An 18,085-nucleotide genomic window follows, 5' to 3' on the forward strand; every position below is an offset into this window, starting at 1 on the left:
TTTTAAGGACGTTATTTCCCAGTGCATTGTATGGAAGCTAAGCGCTAGTAATAACACCGTCAACCAGGGCTGATTCTTTAAAAACACCATGTTTTATCTGTGAGTTGTTAGGAGCGCGCTCATTCCTCAAGAGATAGCGGGTTCATCGGTATCAACAGAAAATCAACGCGTTCGCGAAGGGGGCGCCTTTACCAGGGGTTTTGTTGTCTTATATGCCGCATACATACACACATACATACATTGGCGAATCGTCAGACAACGGCATAAAAAGCCCGTCGGAAAAGCGTTGTAGTTTGATGCATTGTAAATAAATAACCTTACATGAGTTGTGGTATTGCCTCGCGGCATTGATTTTCTTATAATGCGCTCGATTTTATTAACCCTGCGCCAGTTTTACGTTCTGGACAGCAAGAGGAATTTACATGTCACAATTCGTAGTTTGTGCTCTGTATAAATTTGTCCGTTTGGAAAATTTTGAGCAAATCCGAAAACCCTTACATCAATCCATGGAAAATAACGACGTCAAAGGGACTTTGTTATTAGCGCATGAAGGTATTAACGGCACCATCGCCGGCCCACGTCAAGGCATCGATAATGTCTTAGCGTTTTTGCAATCTGACCCGCGTTTGTCCGATATCTCGTATAAAGAGTCGTATACCGATAATGCCCCTTTCAAACGTTGCAAAGTTAAGTTGAAAAAAGAAATCGTCACCATGGGCGTTGAAGGTATTGATCCACTCCAAGTAGTCGGTACTTATGTTAAGCCAAAAGACTGGAACGAATTAATTTCCGATCCGGAAGTGTTTGTTGTTGATACCCGTAATGATTACGAAGTGGAAATCGGCACGTTTAAACACGCCGTTAATCCCGATACTGAAACCTTCCGCGAGTTTCCAGAGTACGTTGCTAAAAATATGGATCCTGCGAAACACAAGAAAGTCGCAATGTTCTGTACCGGTGGTATTCGTTGTGAAAAATCCACCGCCTATATGAAAGAGCAAGGTTTTGAAGAGGTTTATCACCTTGAAGGTGGTATTTTGAAATACCTTGAAGATGTGCCGGAAGCTGAAACCCTTTGGGAAGGCGACTGTTTCGTATTTGACGATCGCGTAACGGTTAATCACAAATTGGAAAAAGGTATTTACGATCAGTGTCATGCCTGTCGTATGCCAATCACCGAAGAAGATAAGCAACGTCCAGAGTATGCAAAAGGTGTTAGCTGTCATCGTTGTATCGACAAGGTGACGGATGAACAACGTGCCCGTTATGCTGAACGTGAAAAGCAGATTAATCTTGCCAAAGAGCGTGGTGAAGACCACATTGGTGGAAATGTCAGCAAGCTAATCGAGCAACGCCGTGAAAACAAGAAAGCGGACATTGAGCGCCAGCGAGAAAGCCAAAAAAATTAATTTTTATTGCTCAATAAATACATTGCAGAAAAGCCAACACTTAATTTAAGCGTTGGCTTTTTTAATAAATTCAAAATGATAGCAAAGCTCTGTGAAAACAGGTGTCCAATCCCTCAAAAACCAATGGTTTAAAGTTGTTAACCTGATTGGCGAAAATGGCACTTATGTTTTAAAATTGGCACTCGAACTGACCACTTTCGAGGTACCATTGTGGCGGAACGCAAATCCGATAATGCCGACTTAGTCGACGCACGCATTACAAGTCTATTCCCTTCCAAACGCATGGAAAAATCTTCGCATTCTGCGATAGAACATGGATTTCAAACCGTCTCGTGGTGGCTTAGCGGTCGCCGAAGATGCCATAAACATACCCTAGTAAAACGTAACGCAATCCGGCGTAAAACTCGCTATTAGATGCATTGGTCCCAGATATACCATGTATCATTACTAAGTGGTATTACTTACTGGTATTACTTACTAGCATTACTTACTAGCATTACTTACTGGTATTACTTACTGGCATTGCTAAGCGCCATAGCAATCGCTCAACCGTAACGTTACGGCCATCTATGGTCATCTATGGTCATCTATGGTCATCGTGAAGAATATAACACCAACACCATGCTTAGCAGGGCTCGATAATTCAACAAAATGTCTCAATACAGTCGTTTGTTAAGGGGATTGTCAAATTAGCGCTTTGTCCCCTACCGTTGTACTGATAGAATATCCGGCAATTTTTAATTCACTCATCACTATGGATTTGTAGAGCAATGCGTACCAGTAAATATCTTCTTTCTACGCTAAAAGAAACTCCGGCAAACGCCGAAGTTATCAGTCACCAATACATGTTACGAGCAGGTCTTGTTCGCCCTGTTGCTTCAGGTTTGTACACCTGGTTGCCAACCGGCTTGAAGGTACTGAAAAAAGTAGAAAATATCGTACGCGAAGAAATGGACAAAGCGGGCGCTATCGAAACCTTGATGCCGATGGTGCAACCTGCCGATTTGTGGGAAGAATCTGGACGCTGGACCGATTATGGCCCTGAACTTTTGCGTTTGGAAGACCGTCACCACCGCCCGTTCGTGTTAGGTCCGACGCATGAAGAAGTGATCACCAAGTTAATCAGCTTTGAATTATCCAGCTACAAACAATTGCCATTAAATCTGTATCAAATTCAGACTAAATTCCGCGATGAAATCCGTCCTCGTTTCGGTGTGATGCGTGGCCGTGAGTTCCTGATGAAAGACGCCTACTCTTTCCACTTATCTCAAGAATGCCTGTCTAACACCTACCAGGATATGCATACCGCCTATTGCAATATCTTTACCCGTTTAGGTCTTGATTTCCGCCCAGTAATTGCTGATACGGGTTCTATTGGTGGTGACGCCTCGCACGAATTCCATGTATTGGCAGATTCTGGTGAAGACGATATTGCATTTAGTGATGGCAGTGATTATGCGGCGAACATTGAAAAAGCAGAAGCCTTGGCGCCAAATACCGAGCGCGGTGCCGCTAGCGCAGAGTTAGCCAAAGTCGAAACGCCGAACGTTCACACCATTGATGAAGTCTCTAAGTTCTTTAATGTTGCCGCTAAAGACGTTGTCAAAACTTTGTTGGTTTTAGGTGAACATGAAGAAGGCGAAACCGCACCTGTGGTTGCTTTGGTATTACGTGGCGATCATGAACTTAACGAAATTAAAGCGGAAAAGATTGCTGGTATTGCAGCGCCGATAACCTTTGCAACCGACGAGCAAATCAAAGCCGTTGCGAATTGTGACGCCGGTTCTATCGGTCCAGTTGGTTTAGATATCGACATTATTGTCGATCGTAGTGCGGCGGTTATGTCTGACTTTATCTGTGGCGCCAATGAAACTGGTTATCACGTCACTGGCGCTAACTTTGATCGTGATATCAACAACTACAACGTCGAAGATATTCGCAATGTTGTCGCTGGCGACCCTAGCCCTTGTGGTAACGGTAATCTCACCATCAAACGTGGTATTGAAGTGGGTCACATTTTCCAATTGGGAACCAAGTATGCTGAAGCGATGAAAGCGGGTGTTCTCACGGAAAACGGTAAAAACCAAACCTTAACCATGGGTTGCTACGGTATCGGTGTTTCCCGCATTGTGGCTGCTGCTATCGAGCAGAACCACGATGAAAACGGCATTATCTGGCCAGATGCCATTGCGCCATTTAAGGTTGTTATTATTCCGATGAATATGCACAAGTCGCACCGTGTTCAGGAAACCGCAGAGAAGTTATACGCAGAACTGACGGCCGCCGGTGTCGAAGTGCTCTTTGACGATCGTAAAGAGCGCCCGGGTGTAATGTTTAAAGATATGGAGCTAATCGGTATCCCACATGCCATCGTTGTTGGTGAGCGTAATATCGATAATGCTCAGGTTGAATACAAAAACCGTCGCAGTGGTGAGAAATCACTTATCGCTATTGATGAAGCGGTTGAGTTTGTGATCAACCAATAACTCGAAAGTTAAGATTTATTGAGATTTAAAAGGCCGCTTAAGCGGCCTTTTTCTTGTCAGTAAATCCGTTCTGTAAAGTCGGGAGACTTTAACAGGCCTCCGATAAACTCCCTACGGGTGAGCAATACTTTAATGTAATTGGTATTATCATTTTTAAGCCGGTGTTTTTCACCAGATATGCATTTATGTTCGCTCAACACCGCAACAAAACTCCTGAACCTTTCGTAACACTGCCAAAATAGCTTTATCGACTATACTTGCTTGCAAAGATGAGGCTTATACCAATCACATTAAGTTTGTGCACAATTCAGAGTTAGGGCAGAGGTTCACTTACAACATAGATTTCATTGATATAGTCATTTCTATATTAATGAAATATAGGGCAGGAAATGGTCCTCTCACTAACTCCCTACGGGGGAGTTTTAAAGGCGTTTGGACTACGTTACTGATTTTGGCTGTTTTTGAGAGCGGAATAACCATTCTCTGCAATCAAAGCCGTGTCTAAAAGCCTTTAAATTCTCACTGAGTGAGCAATAATTTAATGTGATTGGTATTAACCAAGACTTCGTCAATGTTTTTGCCTTGCTAGCCTGATAAGTAGAAGGCTTCATTGGATTAATACGTTAACGTTTTAGGTAGTAATGATGAGTTCATCCATTTTTCTAAAGTTTTGCGCCATCGCGTTGGTTCCAATTGCACTCGGCTACGGCGCGGCTCCCGCACAAACAATGTCGATGCTGTATGACGTAACGGTCGACAATACTAATTTAACGCATATTCTCAGAGCTGTGATGGGCCTTTATCTTGGCATGTCAATCCTCTGGTTTTTGGGCGCGGGCAAGCCGGCTTTACTCGGCCCGGCTTTGATCAGTTGCGCTGTATTCATGTATGGCCTTGCTGTAGGGCGAATTTTAAGCCTGGCATTGGACGGCATGCCACATCCACTGCTTATGATTTACATTCTTCTTGAACTCGTGATGGGGACGATAGCAATCATGCTTTATCGTCGCGATGTGAGCAATATTCAGAGTCACTCCTAATGAAGACCTACCCTTTTATCTACGCTCTTTTAACGCTAATTATTGGGCTGTTTCTTCAAGGTTGTAACCCAAAGCCCGAAGATATTAGTGATCAGCGATACAATGGTCCCGACAAGCTTTATCAACAGCTTGAAACTAATATAAAAAATCATGCTGATTTTGACTTTATCGTTGATATTGACCACTCTCGCCTCGCTAAAAAAGCAGGCTCAATCATGCCTCCTGCTCATGTCATTATCTGGTCATACCCTCAACTTGAAGCAGACGTTATCCGGGAACAGCCTTTGGCGGCACTGGAATTTCCCTTTCGCGCTCTTGCTTATGAGCAAGCGAAAAGCCAACAGGCGAGCGTAATAACGAATAGTTATCAATATTTAGTTAATCGCTACCAACTTAACGCAAATGTTGATAGAGAAAAACAATACAACTCAGTGGTGGAAAGTGCTTTTTCTGGCATTCCAGCCCAAAATATCGAGACGTTGCCCGATGAGGTAGAAGCATTTGCCGGTATCACGACTCTCGACAGTCCCTATGATTTTGAAAAAACTAAGCAACGAGTAATGTCGGCCATTAAGGCGCAATCGGACACAGTTGTCTTTGGAGAAGTTAATTTCAATGAACGGGCTAGGTCTTACGGTGTCGATTTGCCACCACTGGTGCTGGTTCTATTTGGAGGCCCCGGACCTGGCGGTAAAGCTATGGCAGCCGCGCCGACGCTTGGGCTTAATGGTTTTTGTCAAAAACTACTCATTTGGCAGGGTGACGATGGTAAAATAAACGTTAGTTTTAACGATTTATTAGATATGGCAAAGCAGCAAAATGCTGAGACCACATTGCCGCTCAGGGTCGTTAATCGAAGATTGAATAAAACCTTTTCAGACGCTCTGGAATAATACTTTTCGTTCATATTTACATGGCTCAAACAACAAACAATCAGTCTTACCTATAAATAACTCGAAAATGGAGCCTTTTTTCATATTTGTTCTTTGTATTTTCGCTTAACGGCTTTCAATTTCCATAAAAATATGGCGAAATCTCAACATTAGAAAAACGTGCAGGCTTTCTCTTCTCGCCCCTAACGTTTAAGTCATTGCACAGACACAAGGCAGTATCAGTTTGTTAGTTAAATTATTTTCTCGTTTATACCAATTCGGTTTAAAACTCTTTGCACTGTTTTTTCCTTTTCCTAAGCCTGAGCTTTATCAAGGCAATGAAGGCCTGCAGGACTGGGCCAAAACCATTAAAGACAAAGGCGAGACCAAGTTATTAGTGGTGACCGATGAAACCTTGGTAAATCTCGGTATCATCAATCCGGTTATCGCGGCTCTGGAAAATGAACAGATACGCTATTCCACGTTTAGCCAGGTGCAGCCAAACCCTACCATTGCCAATGTTGAACAAGGATTGGTGCAATACCATAACAATCAGTGTCAGGCGATTCTTGCTATCGGCGGCGGTTCGGTAATGGATTGCGCTAAGCTGATTGGCGCCAGAGCGGTGAAACCGAAAAAATCGGTTAAACAGCTTAAAGGCCTGTTCAAAATTCTGAAAAAACTTCCGCCTTTGTATGCGATTCCTACAACCGCGGGAACCGGCTCCGAAACGACAATTGTCGCGGTAGTATCAGATCCCGATGCTCAAAAAAAATATGCGGTTACCGATTTAGTGCTAGCACCAAAAGCGGCAATCTTATTGCCGGAATTAACCTTGGGACTACCTTCGCACATCACGTCGACAACCGGGATGGATGCCCTCACCCACGCCATTGAATCCTATATTGGTAAAAATTCAACGCCATTTACCCGCAAACGCTCGCTCGAAGCCTGTAAGCTAATTTTTGAAAATCTTCGGCTTGCGTATAACCATGGCGAAAACTCTCAAGCCCGGCTTGCCATGTTACTCGGCTCATTTTATGCCGGCGAAGCATTTACCCGCGCAAGCGTAGGTTATGTTCATGCTATCGCCCATCAATTAGGTGCGATATACAACACCCCGCACGGCCTTGCCAATGCGGTGCTCTTACCCAAAATATTACGGTGGTATGGGCAAAGTTGTCAGAAAAAGCTCGCTGAAATTGCCGATCATTGTGGCTTAGATCAGCACGCTACCACCGTCCCTGAAAAAGCACAGGTTGTGATCGACACGATCGAAGCCATGAACCGTGATATGGCCATTCCTAATCAGCTACCGGAAGTGAAAAACCAGGATATCGACAAGATAGTCGATGCCGCGCTAAAAGAAGCGCAGCTGGATTATCCGGTGCCTAGATTTATGGAGAAAGCAGATTGTCGCAGTGTGGTTGAGCAGTTATTGGCTTAGTTTTATCAATAGATTCTATAAAGTGTTTGTATATTTCCAGTTATTATATTTAGTTAATTAAAAGTTTATTCTTGTCGCTGTCATTGGATCCCTTCCATTTTAAGCATTTCTTTCGCTCGATATGGACAAAATTATCAGACCACTGGTAAGGAAGATGCCAATGCCATTAATCCTCAGTTAATCATTAAATCAGTGGGATAGGATTAGGATGAATACAAATAACGCAGCGACATTTAACACCATTAACCGTGGTTACAACCAGACGTTTCAACCGGGTAAGCTGAGCTTAGGATTAGTCGTGCCTATCGAACGATATGAAAATGGGCCGTTGCCGAGTATGCAGGATCACTTGCAGAAAGTGCAGTTGGCTGAATCTCTGGGGTTTTCTGCCGTTTGGTTACGGGATGTGCCTTTCAATGTTCCATCTTTTGGCGATGCCGGTCAGGTCTTTGATCCCTTTGTTTACTTAGGTTATCTGGCAGCTGCTACCAAGGATATCGCGTTGGGTGTGTCTAGTATTATCTTGCCGTTGCGACACCCTGCCCATGTGGCAAAGGCTGCAGCCAGTGCCGATCAGTTGTCCGATGGTAGATTGATTCTCGGTGTTGCTTCAGGAGACCGCCCGGAAGAATATCCAGCAATGAATATGTCCTTTGACGATCGCGGCGAGCGATTTCGCGAAAGCTTTAACTATATTCAGGCCATGTGGGAAACACAGCCAACGCTGCAAAACACCCATGGCAATATCAATGAAGACAAACTTAATCCTTTGGATATGCTGCCAAAGCCAGTGGCAGGAAGACTCCCGTTGTTAATCACTGGTAGCAGTCAACAATCGCCAGAATGGGGCGCGCAAAATGCCGATGGCTGGATGACTTACCCGAGAAATCCCGTCGACCAAATGCGAGCAATTAGCGAATGGAAGCGCAATGTTGAAGCCGCAGGTCGTGCGCCACAACCTGTAATGCAACCTTTGTATATTGATTTAGTCGAGGATGACAATGCTCGGCCAACCCCCATTCATCTGGGTTTCAGAACCGGCGTAAATTATTTGCGAGAATATTTGCAAACCGCCGAGCAAATTGGCGTCAACCATCTGGCACTTAACTTAAGGTTTAACCGGGCAGATATGGATGAAACATTAAAACGCCTGGGCGAAGAGATATTACCTAATCAAAATTCAATGCAGCTTGCCAGCTAATTATCTGGCAAGCTGATATTTCAAAGTTACTTCATTGGTGCGTAAAAATGCAAAGACGATAACTGCTCATCAATTAGCGCCAGCATTTGTCGATAAGATACCGACTTGGTATTCACATAATCTACAGAAAATTTATTTGAATCAATCCCTTCTGGCAAATCCTTCGGAAATGGGATCAGTTCACTTTCCATTGTAATATTGGCAAATGTCTGCTGAATCGCTCTGGCGCTCGCCTCATTTTGGGTGGCATAATGCGCAAGTCGAGTTCCGGCTCTATCGGCATACAAATCAACAAAACTAAAACCGCTTCCCCCTTGATTGGCATCTAACAATTCTTTAAATTCTCCAAACGCAAAACCAGCATTGGCATCACTGAGCAGCTGTAACGCCATTGAATAGACAAAGTGCTTTTGCAGATCATTGCGTTCAAGCAAAGTCACTGTGCGCTTATGAGCATTTCGCAAAGTCTGCTGCAGTGGCGATATCGGCTGCAGTTCGCCAGTAAACAAGGTAAATTTATTTGAACCAAAATACAGTGCCAAGGCCATCATCGCATCGCGATTTTCTTTCACGGCATTACCAGAGTGCAATTGTGTTTTTTCACTGGCCTTTGCAAATTGGTATTTTAGAAAGTGCAGAAGGCTTTTGTCGGAATTCGGCTCCTGTGACTCCTTGGCGGAATAATCAAGCAACGCATCATAGTAATGTTGCACATTTTCGAGATTAGCGACCGGACGCAGGGAATTCTTCAAAGAGAGAATACTGGCCAGTCTTCCTTTGTCGGCGAATGAGTGAATACCTTGATCAATATTGATTTGCAATTGGCTTGCCGTCACTTCAACCCGCTGCACCATATCAATAAGCTCATAATGCTCTGGTTTTAGGTAGTGGTTAAATACACGGATGCCAGTCTCAAGCAACCATTGTCCATCGAGTGTTATCCCACCAATGGACGCGTCGCCGAGCAGCAATCCATGTTGGGATTCGAGTAAATCCAATGAAAAATTTACATAGATTTGTGATTCAAATGGTTTTAGCTGGCCAACAAATCTGGCTCGTGTTTCGGATAACTGAACCTTAGTACGGATTTTGGGACTAAGATTATTTGCCAGCAGACTTAAACTCTTCAGCTCCGTCTGACTAAAATTTAATTGTGACTGTCCGCCCTGCTTTATCTGTTTGGCAGTGCGTTGCATGATAGACCGAGCCTGAGATGCACTGGCACTGGTAAGTATTTCTTGCGACTCCATACTCGGCTTCGTCTCGACGACCAACCACAGTACGACAATCGCGCCGATAAAAATCGACAAACACAAAAATTTAAAAAACCGGCCTAAAATTTTCAATCGGGATCCCTGTTGTTTTTTCGATTAATCATGTAGCTCATTGACTACTTTAATAAATTTAACCACCAAAGTACCAGCAATTATTATTTCCAGCCGTCCCATCGATCCCAGTAGACAATACGGTTGGTTTTACGGGATAGGAAATTATTTAGAAGATAGAAGGTGGTGAGATCCACTTCCTGCCCCTGGACACAGGTCCAGACAAAACGATGACAATTGTTTTTGATCAAATCGTATTGTTGAAAACTGTAAATCTTCTTTGCTGCGCGTTCCGCGGTCATTTGCGAGGCGATTGCCTGTCCTTTCGAGTCACAGGCAACATAGATTTCACTGCCAGAGCGTTCCGCCAAAAAACGTTCCGGCGAAATCGCTTTTACCAGCCCTGAACCGTGGAGTTCAACAATGGTATGTTGATCTATATATATGCCGGTGTGCTCAAGCATGCCACCTAATCCACAACATAAAATCGCGCCGGGTTTTATTTGCGCCAGCGTTTCTTTTTCTGCTTTTTTAGCAAGCTTTTGCTTGGGATATTTACCAATACCGCTGGCGTATTTGTCCAATCCTTTGCGAGTGTGACCATGGGGGGTTGGTCGACGCAACTCTGCCTGGCGATTGCGCTCGGATAACTCCCCTACGGCCACCGCAGACGCAATGGCGGCGCCAACCCAAATTAACGGTAAAACCATAACTTTTCCTTAAAACCGCTCTTCTAATTGATAGTTATAAGAAATATTGAACTATTATGCTGAAATAAATTGTCAGAAAGTGTTGCAATGCGTATGGTTAGCAGACGTAAAACAACAAGATAATCGAAATCAGAAACGTCAGTGACCGCCATGAAAACCTTTGAAAAATCTTCCAAGCTCAGCGATGTTTGTTACGACATACGAGGCCAAATCGCGGCTGAAGCACGTCGTTTAGAAGAAGAGGGTCATAAGATCCTAAAACTTAATATCGGCAACCCTGCCCCATTTGGCTTTTTGGCACCAGACGATATTTTGCGCGATGTCATTCATAACTTACCAACGGCACAAGGATATAGCGAGTCCCAGGGGATTTACTCTGCCCGGGTGGCGGTCATGCAATATTATCAGCAACGTGGCCTGAAAAACCTGAATGTCGATAATATTTATATTGGCAATGGGGTAAGTGAGTTAATTGTCATGGCAATGCAGGCTCTGTTAAATAACGGGGATGAAGTTCTTATTCCTGCACCGGATTATCCTTTGTGGACGGCAGCGGTGTCACTTTCGTCGGGCAAACCGGTTCATTATCGTTGTGATGATGCCAATCACTGGTATCCGGATCTTATTGATATCGAAAATAAAATTAACGATAAGACCAAAGCTATTGTTCTGATCAATCCAAACAACCCAACCGGCTCCGTGTATCCAGAAGAAGTCTTGCAAGGCATTATGGCTTTGGCAAAAGAACACGATCTGATTGTCTTCTCTGATGAAATATATGACAAAGTTCTGTACGACGGGGCGAAACATGTGCCGACGGCAAAACTCAGCGAAGATGTCCTGGTGGTGACTATGGGTGGTCTATCGAAAAACTATCGCATTGCCGGTTTTCGCGCCGGCTGGATGATGTTAACCGGCCCTCTGTTAAGAGCCCGGGGATATATTGACGGATTGAATATGCTTTCATCCATGCGCCTGTGTGCCAATGTTCCCTGCCAACATGCGATCCAAACAGCCCTGGGTGGATATCAGAGTATCAACGAATTGGTCAATGATGGCGGACGTTTAAAAAATCAGTTAGATATTGCCCATAAAATGATCAATGCCATTGATGGCTTAAGCTGTCATAAAGCCAAAGGCGCGATGTATTTATTTGTAAAAGTTGATGGTGAGCGATTACACATCAATAATTGTGAACAGATGGTGCTGGATATTCTTCGTCAGGAAAAAATTCTGTTAGTGCACGGTAAAGCGTTTAACCTTAATGATGGTGTCTATTTCCGACTGGTGTTTTTACCGCACTCAGAAGATTTAGTAAATGCAATCAATCGATTGAATCATTTTTTCAATCACTACTCTCAATATTAACGACACGCCATTAGACAATAATTCAGTGCTTAGATATCGTCGACGCACTGACGACAAATAGGGAGAATCGGATGGAAAGTACCTTTCTGGCCTGGATGTTCCGCATGCCGTTGATCAAGCGCTGGGCATTGATGTATTGCGTAAAAAAAGAAAACGTAGCCGAGCATTCTCATCAGGTGGCGATTATTGCTCACTTACTGGCGGTCATTAAAAACGAAAAATTTGGCGGCAATATTAATGCCGATAAAATCGCGACCATTGCTCTGTACCATGAAGCCTCAGAAACCCAATATGGTGATATCGTCTCGCCAACCAAGTACGCCAATAAGGAAATCTCCCGGGAATTTAAAAAAATTGAAGCGTTAGCTGAGCAACAGTGCCTGGATTCATTGCCCGAGGATATCCGTCATGTATTTCGAGACATCATAGTGCAGGACAATGTCGACTGTAATTATAAGGCCATCGTAAAAGCCGCCGACAATCTCGCCGCCTATATCAAAACGCTCGATGAACTTCGCCATAACAATGTCGAATTTGAACATGTCGAACAACGCCTACGCGCGAAGCTGAACGAGACTCAAAAGCACATGCCTGAAGTTGGCTATTTTATGGAAACCTTCCTGCGGTACTGTACTGCCAGTGTCGATAAGTTGAGCGAGAAGCGAAACTAAATCTGTTTAATGGCCGTTTCACGTTTTTAAAATACGCGATCGTGCTTTTCTTGCCAATTGCGTAGGTTAACGTTCTGGTTTTAAATCATTTTTAGTCCTGCTACAATCCCTGCGCAAATGGTGTCGGAAGTTTCCGATATAAAAGGGAATGTGGTGCGAGATTTTGTTATCGAATTCGTTATTGACGTTAACAAACCTTAACTCCACAACTGTACCCGCAACTGTAAATAGGGCCATTATCAAAATCCACTGACTGTGATTGAAAACAATAAGGTTGGGAAGGTTGATACTGGGATATCTCTATGAGTCAGGATACCTGCCATTTTGAACATGCCATTCAGCTTTCCACTAAGCAATAACGCTTATCTTGGTAAGTTTTGAAAGGTTACGAATACATCCGTGCGGGAAAACACGGCGATGTATGATGAATACAAAAAGCTATCCGGCACTTCATTCAAAGATGAATGCTGATTAACCCTATATATGCTTGTCTGCTAATGCGTTGGATTTAACGTTAGCAAGCCAGAGTTGAATAGGCCCGACGATATGTTAGCGCGGGCATGCAAATCGCTTTTTTATTGACTCAAACATCTTTGCTGCTTCTCACACATGAAACTAACTCGTTGCAAACAGTGGATCCCATGGCGGTAAATAAGCCCTTACAATCTGCGCTTCATGTCCAACAACTCAGCTGGACTGTGGCCGAGCATCGTATTCTGAAAAATATCGATTTGTCGGTTACTCAGGGTGACAGTGTCGCATTCATCGGCCCAAATGGCGCTGGAAAAACCTCGCTGTTAAAGTGTATCGCCGGACTGCAACAAGGCTATCAAGGCAAAATATTCCTGCAAAACGAATCCCTGGAAGCTTTATCCACCCGACAGGTTGCGCAACGGATCGCTTTTGTGAGTCAACATCAGGATACCCCATTTGACCTAACCGTGAATGATATTGTTCGCATGGGCTTGCTTGCCAACAAACCACTATTAGCGTTTGATGACATCAACGATGACGAAAAAATAGCCGATGCTTTACATTTAGTTGGTCTTAAACACAAACGCTGGGATTCCTTCAAAACCCTATCCGGCGGTGAGCAGCAACGAATTTTAATCGCCCGTTCGGTGATTCAATCTCCGAATGTTTTGATCATGGACGAACCAACCAACCATCTGGATATCTATTATCAACACCAGATATTATCCCTGGCCAAAAAACTGGACTTAACACTGATTTTCTCCATCCATAACCTAGAGCTTGCCAGCCAATATGCCGATACTTTAGTGCTTATCGATCAAGGCCAGATTGTCGAGCAGGGCAATGCCGATACGGTGCTGACAGCAGAACGTTTAGAGCGGGTTTTTAAACTCCCTTGTCAGGTAGAACCTCACCCCACAAACCCTGGTAAACGTGTCACCTTTTTTTCAGGGGGCACTGGCCGATGAAACGCATACCGCTGCCTGTCAGTGCGACGATGATAGTCTTATTGCTATTCGCTTCGGCGTTATTTTCATTGGGTATGGGTACTCAGAGCGTTGGATTTGACGCCATTTATGCCTGTGTGTTTGCACACTGCAATGGTCCATTTGATCAGCAAATTCTGTTTGATATTCGTCTGCCCAGGATCATTACTGGCTTTCTTGCCGGCTTTGGTTTAGCTATGACCGGCGCCCTAATGCAAAATATTACCCGTAACCCGCTAGCCGACCCTTATTTATTTGGTATTGTCGCCGGCGCTGGATTAGGGGTTACTCTGGTCAGTTTTTTCGCCGAAGCCATCACTCTGTCAATTCCTGTTGCGGCATTTATTGGCGCACTATTGGCCGTTGTACTGGTAATTGGCATTGTCTTCAACCGGCACTGGCAACGGGTTGAATTTTTATTACTGGCAGGCGTTGCCGTATCTTTCCTACTCAGTGCTATCACCAGTTTCACCCTCTATTTAAGCGATGCCTTTGCTGCCAATCGCGTCATCTTTTGGTTGATGGGCTCATTAGCACGAACGGACAACCAGGCGATTATTTGGATCACACCGGTGATCTTAGTCGGCCTGGTGATATCGCTATTATTGTCCCGGCATCTTGATGCCATGTTACTAAGCGACGAAAGTGCGAAAAGCCTCGGCGTTCCGGTCAATAAAGTACGGATCTTTATTCTTATTTTATGTGCGGCCATCACCGCTGTCATCGTCGCTTTTTGTGGTGGTATTGGCTTTGTGGGCTTGATGATCCCACACCTGATTCGTAAATGGGTTGGCATTACCACGGGTAAATTGCTCATTTTTAGTGGACTGCTTGGGGGTGTCTTTTTAATGCTGGTTGATGTTGTTGCAAGAACCGCACTTAATGGCCAGGAAATCCCTATCGGGGTGATAACCGCGGCCATCGGCTCGTTATTCTTTCTGGCATTAATGCGAAAAGCGTAAGGCTTGAGGAATCTAGATGGTTAATGCTAGCAACAAAAACATAGCGCCTACTCTGATGATTCAGGGGACGACTTCCGATGCCGGTAAATCCACGCTAGTCGCTGCCCTTGCCCGGGTATGGCAACGCCAAAAGTTATATGTCGCTCCAATGAAACCACAAAATATGGCCTTGAACAGTGCTGTCACGCCCTGCGGCGGCGAAATTGGCCGAGCCCAGGCAATTCAGGCCCAGGCGGCAAAGGTTGAATTGAACGTCCATTTCAATCCAATTTTGTTAAAACCAAGTTCCGATACCGGAGCTCAGGTGATTGTTCACGGTAAAGCCCTGACAACCATGCAAGCGGCGCAATATCAGGATTACAAGAAAACCGCGATGAACGCGGTATTAGAGTCGCATAAATACCTGCAACAGCATTACCAGCGTATTGTCGTTGAAGGTGCGGGTAGTCCGGCGGAAATTAATCTTCGCAAAGGGGATATCGCCAACATGGGCTTTGCCGAAGCCGCAGACTGTCCGGTAATTATCATTGCCGATATCGACAAAGGCGGTGTATTCGCTCACCTTGTCGGTACCTTAGCGCTCTTAAGTGAATCTGAGCAGGATCGGGTTGTGGGTTTTGTAATAAATCGCTTTCGTGGTGATATCAAATTATTGCAAAGTGGTCTCGATTGGCTTGAGAAAAAAACCGAAAAGCCGGTGCTCGGTGTTCTGCCCTATTTGCACGGGTTAACCCTGTCGGAAGAAGATGCCGTTAATGGCCGTGTTGTTGCAAGCGAGCGCAGTTATCAGAAAATTAAAGTCATTGTTCCTGTGCTTCCGAGTATGAGTAATCATGATGATTTTGATCCCTTGCGCTGGCATCAGGACATTGATTTTGAATTCGTTTACGCCAATCCTGATAATCCAGAGCCTTTACCGGCTGCGGATTTGATGATATTGCCGGGCAGTAAATCGGTTGCCGCGGACTTAACGTTTTTGCGCAATCAAGGATGGGACAAGTCGATTTATCGCCATCTTAGATATGGCGGTAAGGTTATCGGTATTTGTGCAGGTATGCAGATGCTTGGTGAGGACATTAACGACCCATTTGGTGTAGAAAGCACCGTATTAAAGGCTATCGGTTTAAAGCTGTTGCCGATAACTACGAGTCTTGTGGTGGAAAAGACCCTAACCAATGTGCAATTTACATTAAATTCAGAGTTACAGAATGCCAAGGTAAACGGCTATGAAATTCATGCTGGGCAGAGCATGCTGACCGAGCGGACGCGAACCAAAGCCCTGTATAAAGATGCACCAATGGAGCTAGGTCTTATCAGTGTTGATGGGCTGATAATGGCAACCTATGTCCATGGATTTTTCAATCAGCCGCAGGTATTACAAGCGATTACCGAGTGGTGTGGACACAAGATATCTCAGCCTGAATCGGCCTGGCAGTTGCAAGAAAGCGCCATCGACCGTCTGACTGATGCCTGCGAACAACATTTAAATCTTAACCTAATTGAAGACATACTGACTAAGTGGTACGCAAATGACAAATGAAAACCAAGAGTTAAAGCATAAAGAGCCAAGCCGCGAAGAGCAGCGCCACAAAGAGCGGCAGCAAAAAATTAAAGAAAAAGTTGATGAGAAAATCGCTCAGGCACAGGAAGAACGAGGCCTGATGGTGGTTATTACCGGTAATGGCAAAGGCAAATCAACCTCTGGTTTTGGTACCGTTGCCCGGGCGGTCGGCCATGGTCAAAAAGCGGCTGTAGTACAGTTTATCAAAGGTACCTGGGAATGCGGCGAAGCCAATCTTTTAAGGCAACATGGCGTTGAGATTTGCGTGATGGCAACAGGCTTTACCTGGGAAACCCAAAATAAAGAAGCGGATATTGCTGCAGCCACAGAAACATGGACAGATGCTAAACGATTATTGGCCGATCCGAGTATCGATATGGTCCTTCTCGATGAACTGACCTATATGGTCAGCTACCACTATCTGGATTTGGATGAGGTTATTCAGGCCATCGAAAATCGCCCTAAACACCAACATGTTTTGATAACGGGTCGCGCCTGTCACCGCCGCTTAATAGACTTAGCAGATACCGTATCTGAGGTTCAGGAAGTAAAACATGCCTTCCAAGCCGGTATTAAAGCGCAAAAAGGTTTGGACTGGTAATGATGAAACTGGCTCAACAACCGATGCAGTTGGTTATGGTTATGGTTATTCTGGTAGTTTTTTCCAGTATCAGCGCCAGCGCGGTTGCGAAATCTGACGATAAACCCGAGACAATTCGCATTATTGCCCTGGCCCCGCATATTGTTGAGATGCTCTATGCCATCGATCTGGGTGACAATATCATTGCCACCTTAGAACACGCCGATTATCCTCAAGCTGCGAAAGCCATTCCTCGGGTTGGCAATTATGCCCAGCTAAATATTGAACAAATTGTCGCTCTTGAAGCGGATGTGATCATTGCCTGGAAGACGGGTAATCCGGATGCCGATATTCAACGCTTAAAGCAACTTGGACAAACGGTTATTTATTCGCATCCACAACGCCTTGTTGATGTTGCCAATGAAATCGAACGCTTTGGTGATCGTTTTGGCAACGCTGGCATCGCAAAGGCAAAAGCCGATGAGTTTCGACACGCGCTTGAGCAATTACACAAAAATTATCAGGATAAAACGCCAGTAAAAGTGTTTTACCAGTTGTGGCCGCAACCACTAACCACAGTTGCTGGCAATGCCTGGCCGCAACAGCAACTGGAGTTATGTGGCGCCCAAAACCCTTTTAAAAACGCAGACAATGACTATCCGCAAATAAACATTGAAGATGTTTTAGTGGCGAATCCAGAATTATTCATCATTCCGACCAGCAAACACAGTAATGATGCTTTAGCGATTACTTGGCAAAAATACACAAAACTGGACGCGGTAAAACATCAGCAATTTAGTCAAACGGATGCTGACATGTTGCATCGCATGACATTACGTATGCCAAAAGAATTGGCCCGGCTTTGCCAACAAATCGATAAAAGCCGCCAGTATTACCAGTCCATTATCGATAACGATTAATGACGAAGAAATGGGGTGAGAGTCATTGAGCTATTCAATGAGCTATTCAATGAGCTATTCAATGACTCATATT

The 18,085-nt window shown here is 44.5% G+C and carries 15 protein-coding genes and 1 riboswitch; of the genes, 13 read left to right on the plus strand and 2 right to left on the minus strand.

Annotated features, from left to right (window positions below; genetic code table 11):
* Positions 1 to 422 precede the first annotated feature (422 nt).
* From trhO to FE810_RS12540, 6 genes are all read left to right on the plus strand, one after another.
* Positions 423 to 1,409, plus strand: coding sequence for an oxygen-dependent tRNA uridine(34) hydroxylase TrhO (gene trhO / locus FE810_RS12515; protein WP_138320408.1), 987 nt, complete (start codon positions 423 to 425; stop codon positions 1,407 to 1,409).
* A gap of 770 nt (positions 1,410 to 2,179) precedes the next feature.
* Positions 2,180 to 3,895 (plus strand): proline--tRNA ligase, encoded by a 1,716-nt coding sequence (locus FE810_RS12520; protein ID WP_138320409.1) that lies wholly within the window; start codon positions 2,180 to 2,182, stop codon positions 3,893 to 3,895.
* Between the two features lie 641 nt (positions 3,896 to 4,536).
* Positions 4,537 to 4,935 (plus strand): DUF4345 domain-containing protein, encoded by a 399-nt coding sequence (locus FE810_RS12525; RefSeq protein WP_138320410.1) that lies wholly within the window; start codon positions 4,537 to 4,539, stop codon positions 4,933 to 4,935.
* Positions 4,935 to 5,828 (plus strand): DUF302 domain-containing protein, encoded by an 894-nt coding sequence (locus tag FE810_RS12530; RefSeq protein ID WP_138320411.1) that lies wholly within the window; start codon positions 4,935 to 4,937, stop codon positions 5,826 to 5,828. The genes FE810_RS12525 and FE810_RS12530 overlap by 1 nt, the downstream gene beginning before the upstream one ends.
* 223 nt (positions 5,829 to 6,051) lie before the next feature.
* Positions 6,052 to 7,254 (plus strand): iron-containing alcohol dehydrogenase, encoded by a 1,203-nt coding sequence (locus FE810_RS12535; protein ID WP_138320412.1) that lies wholly within the window; start codon positions 6,052 to 6,054, stop codon positions 7,252 to 7,254.
* A 208-nt stretch (positions 7,255 to 7,462) separates the two neighbouring features.
* Entirely contained in the window at positions 7,463 to 8,455 is a 993-nt protein-coding gene (locus FE810_RS12540; protein ID WP_138320413.1) for an LLM class oxidoreductase, read from the plus strand.
* 26 nt (positions 8,456 to 8,481) lie between these two features.
* Here the strand turns inward: FE810_RS12540 and FE810_RS12545 are convergent, their stop codons facing one another.
* Both FE810_RS12545 and FE810_RS12550 read right to left on the minus strand, forming a co-directional pair.
* Complete coding sequence (locus tag FE810_RS12545; RefSeq protein ID WP_138320414.1) at positions 8,482 to 9,801, minus strand: YfiM family lipoprotein; 1,320 nt, start codon at positions 9,799 to 9,801, stop codon at positions 8,482 to 8,484.
* Positions 9,802 to 9,884: 83 nt separating this feature from the next.
* A complete protein-coding gene (locus FE810_RS12550; protein WP_138320415.1) occupies positions 9,885 to 10,490 on the minus strand; it encodes a lecithin retinol acyltransferase family protein in 606 nt (201 codons plus the stop codon).
* Positions 10,491 to 10,640: 150 nt separating this feature from the next.
* Between FE810_RS12550 and FE810_RS12555 the strand changes: the two genes are divergently transcribed.
* The 7 genes from FE810_RS12555 (at position 10,641) to FE810_RS12585 (ending at position 18,012) form a co-directional block, all read left to right on the plus strand.
* A complete protein-coding gene (locus FE810_RS12555; RefSeq protein ID WP_138320416.1) occupies positions 10,641 to 11,858 on the plus strand; it encodes a pyridoxal phosphate-dependent aminotransferase in 1,218 nt (405 codons plus the stop codon).
* Positions 11,859 to 11,929: 71 nt separating this feature from the next.
* Complete coding sequence (yfbR, locus tag FE810_RS12560) at positions 11,930 to 12,529, plus strand: 5'-deoxynucleotidase (protein WP_138320417.1); 600 nt, start codon at positions 11,930 to 11,932, stop codon at positions 12,527 to 12,529.
* 101 nt (positions 12,530 to 12,630) lie between these two features.
* Positions 12,631 to 12,868: riboswitch (cobalamin riboswitch) on the plus strand.
* Positions 12,869 to 13,170: 302 nt separating this feature from the next.
* Positions 13,171 to 13,971, plus strand: a complete 801-nt coding sequence (locus FE810_RS12565) for an ABC transporter ATP-binding protein (protein WP_171022353.1) — start codon at positions 13,171 to 13,173, stop codon at positions 13,969 to 13,971.
* Positions 13,968 to 14,951 carry a FecCD family ABC transporter permease gene (locus FE810_RS12570; RefSeq protein ID WP_138320419.1) on the plus strand — a complete coding sequence of 328 codons (984 nt, stop codon included), beginning with the start codon at positions 13,968 to 13,970 and terminating at the stop codon, positions 14,949 to 14,951. Before FE810_RS12565 ends, FE810_RS12570 begins: the two co-directional genes overlap by 4 nt.
* 16 nt (positions 14,952 to 14,967) lie before the next feature.
* Positions 14,968 to 16,491 carry a cobyric acid synthase gene (locus FE810_RS12575; protein WP_138320420.1) on the plus strand — a complete coding sequence of 508 codons (1,524 nt, stop codon included), beginning with the start codon at positions 14,968 to 14,970 and terminating at the stop codon, positions 16,489 to 16,491.
* Entirely contained in the window at positions 16,481 to 17,113 is a 633-nt protein-coding gene (gene cobO, locus FE810_RS12580; RefSeq protein ID WP_138320421.1) for a cob(I)yrinic acid a,c-diamide adenosyltransferase, read from the plus strand. Before FE810_RS12575 ends, cobO begins: the two co-directional genes overlap by 11 nt.
* Complete coding sequence (locus FE810_RS12585) at positions 17,113 to 18,012, plus strand: cobalamin-binding protein (RefSeq protein ID WP_138320422.1); 900 nt, start codon at positions 17,113 to 17,115, stop codon at positions 18,010 to 18,012. The genes cobO and FE810_RS12585 overlap by 1 nt, the downstream gene beginning before the upstream one ends.
* The last annotated feature ends 73 nt before the right edge of the window (positions 18,013 to 18,085 follow it).

The sequence above is a fragment of the Thalassotalea litorea genome, assembly GCF_005843925.1.
Taxonomy (GTDB): Bacteria; Pseudomonadota; Gammaproteobacteria; order Enterobacterales; family Alteromonadaceae; genus Thalassotalea_A; species Thalassotalea_A litorea_A.

Excerpts from the sequence above, each read along its gene's own strand:
- trhO (WP_138320408.1), top strand. The coding sequence starts at position 423 with ATGTCACAATTCGTAGTTTGTGCTCTGTATAAATTTGTCCGTTTGGAA.
- FE810_RS12520 (WP_138320409.1), top strand. The coding sequence starts at position 2,180 with ATGCGTACCAGTAAATATCTTCTTTCTACGCTAAAAGAAACTCCGGCA.
- FE810_RS12525 (WP_138320410.1), top strand. The coding sequence starts at position 4,537 with ATGATGAGTTCATCCATTTTTCTAAAGTTTTGCGCCATCGCGTTGGTT.
- FE810_RS12530 (WP_138320411.1), top strand. The coding sequence starts at position 4,935 with ATGAAGACCTACCCTTTTATCTACGCTCTTTTAACGCTAATTATTGGG.
- FE810_RS12540 (WP_138320413.1), top strand. The coding sequence starts at position 7,463 with ATGAATACAAATAACGCAGCGACATTTAACACCATTAACCGTGGTTAC.
- FE810_RS12550 (WP_138320415.1), bottom strand. The coding sequence starts at position 10,490 with ATGGTTTTACCGTTAATTTGGGTTGGCGCCGCCATTGCGTCTGCGGTG.
- FE810_RS12555 (WP_138320416.1), top strand. The coding sequence starts at position 10,641 with ATGAAAACCTTTGAAAAATCTTCCAAGCTCAGCGATGTTTGTTACGAC.
- yfbR (WP_138320417.1), top strand. The coding sequence starts at position 11,930 with ATGGAAAGTACCTTTCTGGCCTGGATGTTCCGCATGCCGTTGATCAAG.
- FE810_RS12565 (WP_171022353.1), top strand. The coding sequence starts at position 13,171 with ATGGCGGTAAATAAGCCCTTACAATCTGCGCTTCATGTCCAACAACTC.
- FE810_RS12570 (WP_138320419.1), top strand. The coding sequence starts at position 13,968 with ATGAAACGCATACCGCTGCCTGTCAGTGCGACGATGATAGTCTTATTG.
- FE810_RS12575 (WP_138320420.1), top strand. The coding sequence starts at position 14,968 with ATGGTTAATGCTAGCAACAAAAACATAGCGCCTACTCTGATGATTCAG.
- cobO (WP_138320421.1), top strand. The coding sequence starts at position 16,481 with ATGACAAATGAAAACCAAGAGTTAAAGCATAAAGAGCCAAGCCGCGAA.
- FE810_RS12585 (WP_138320422.1), top strand. The coding sequence starts at position 17,113 with ATGATGAAACTGGCTCAACAACCGATGCAGTTGGTTATGGTTATGGTT.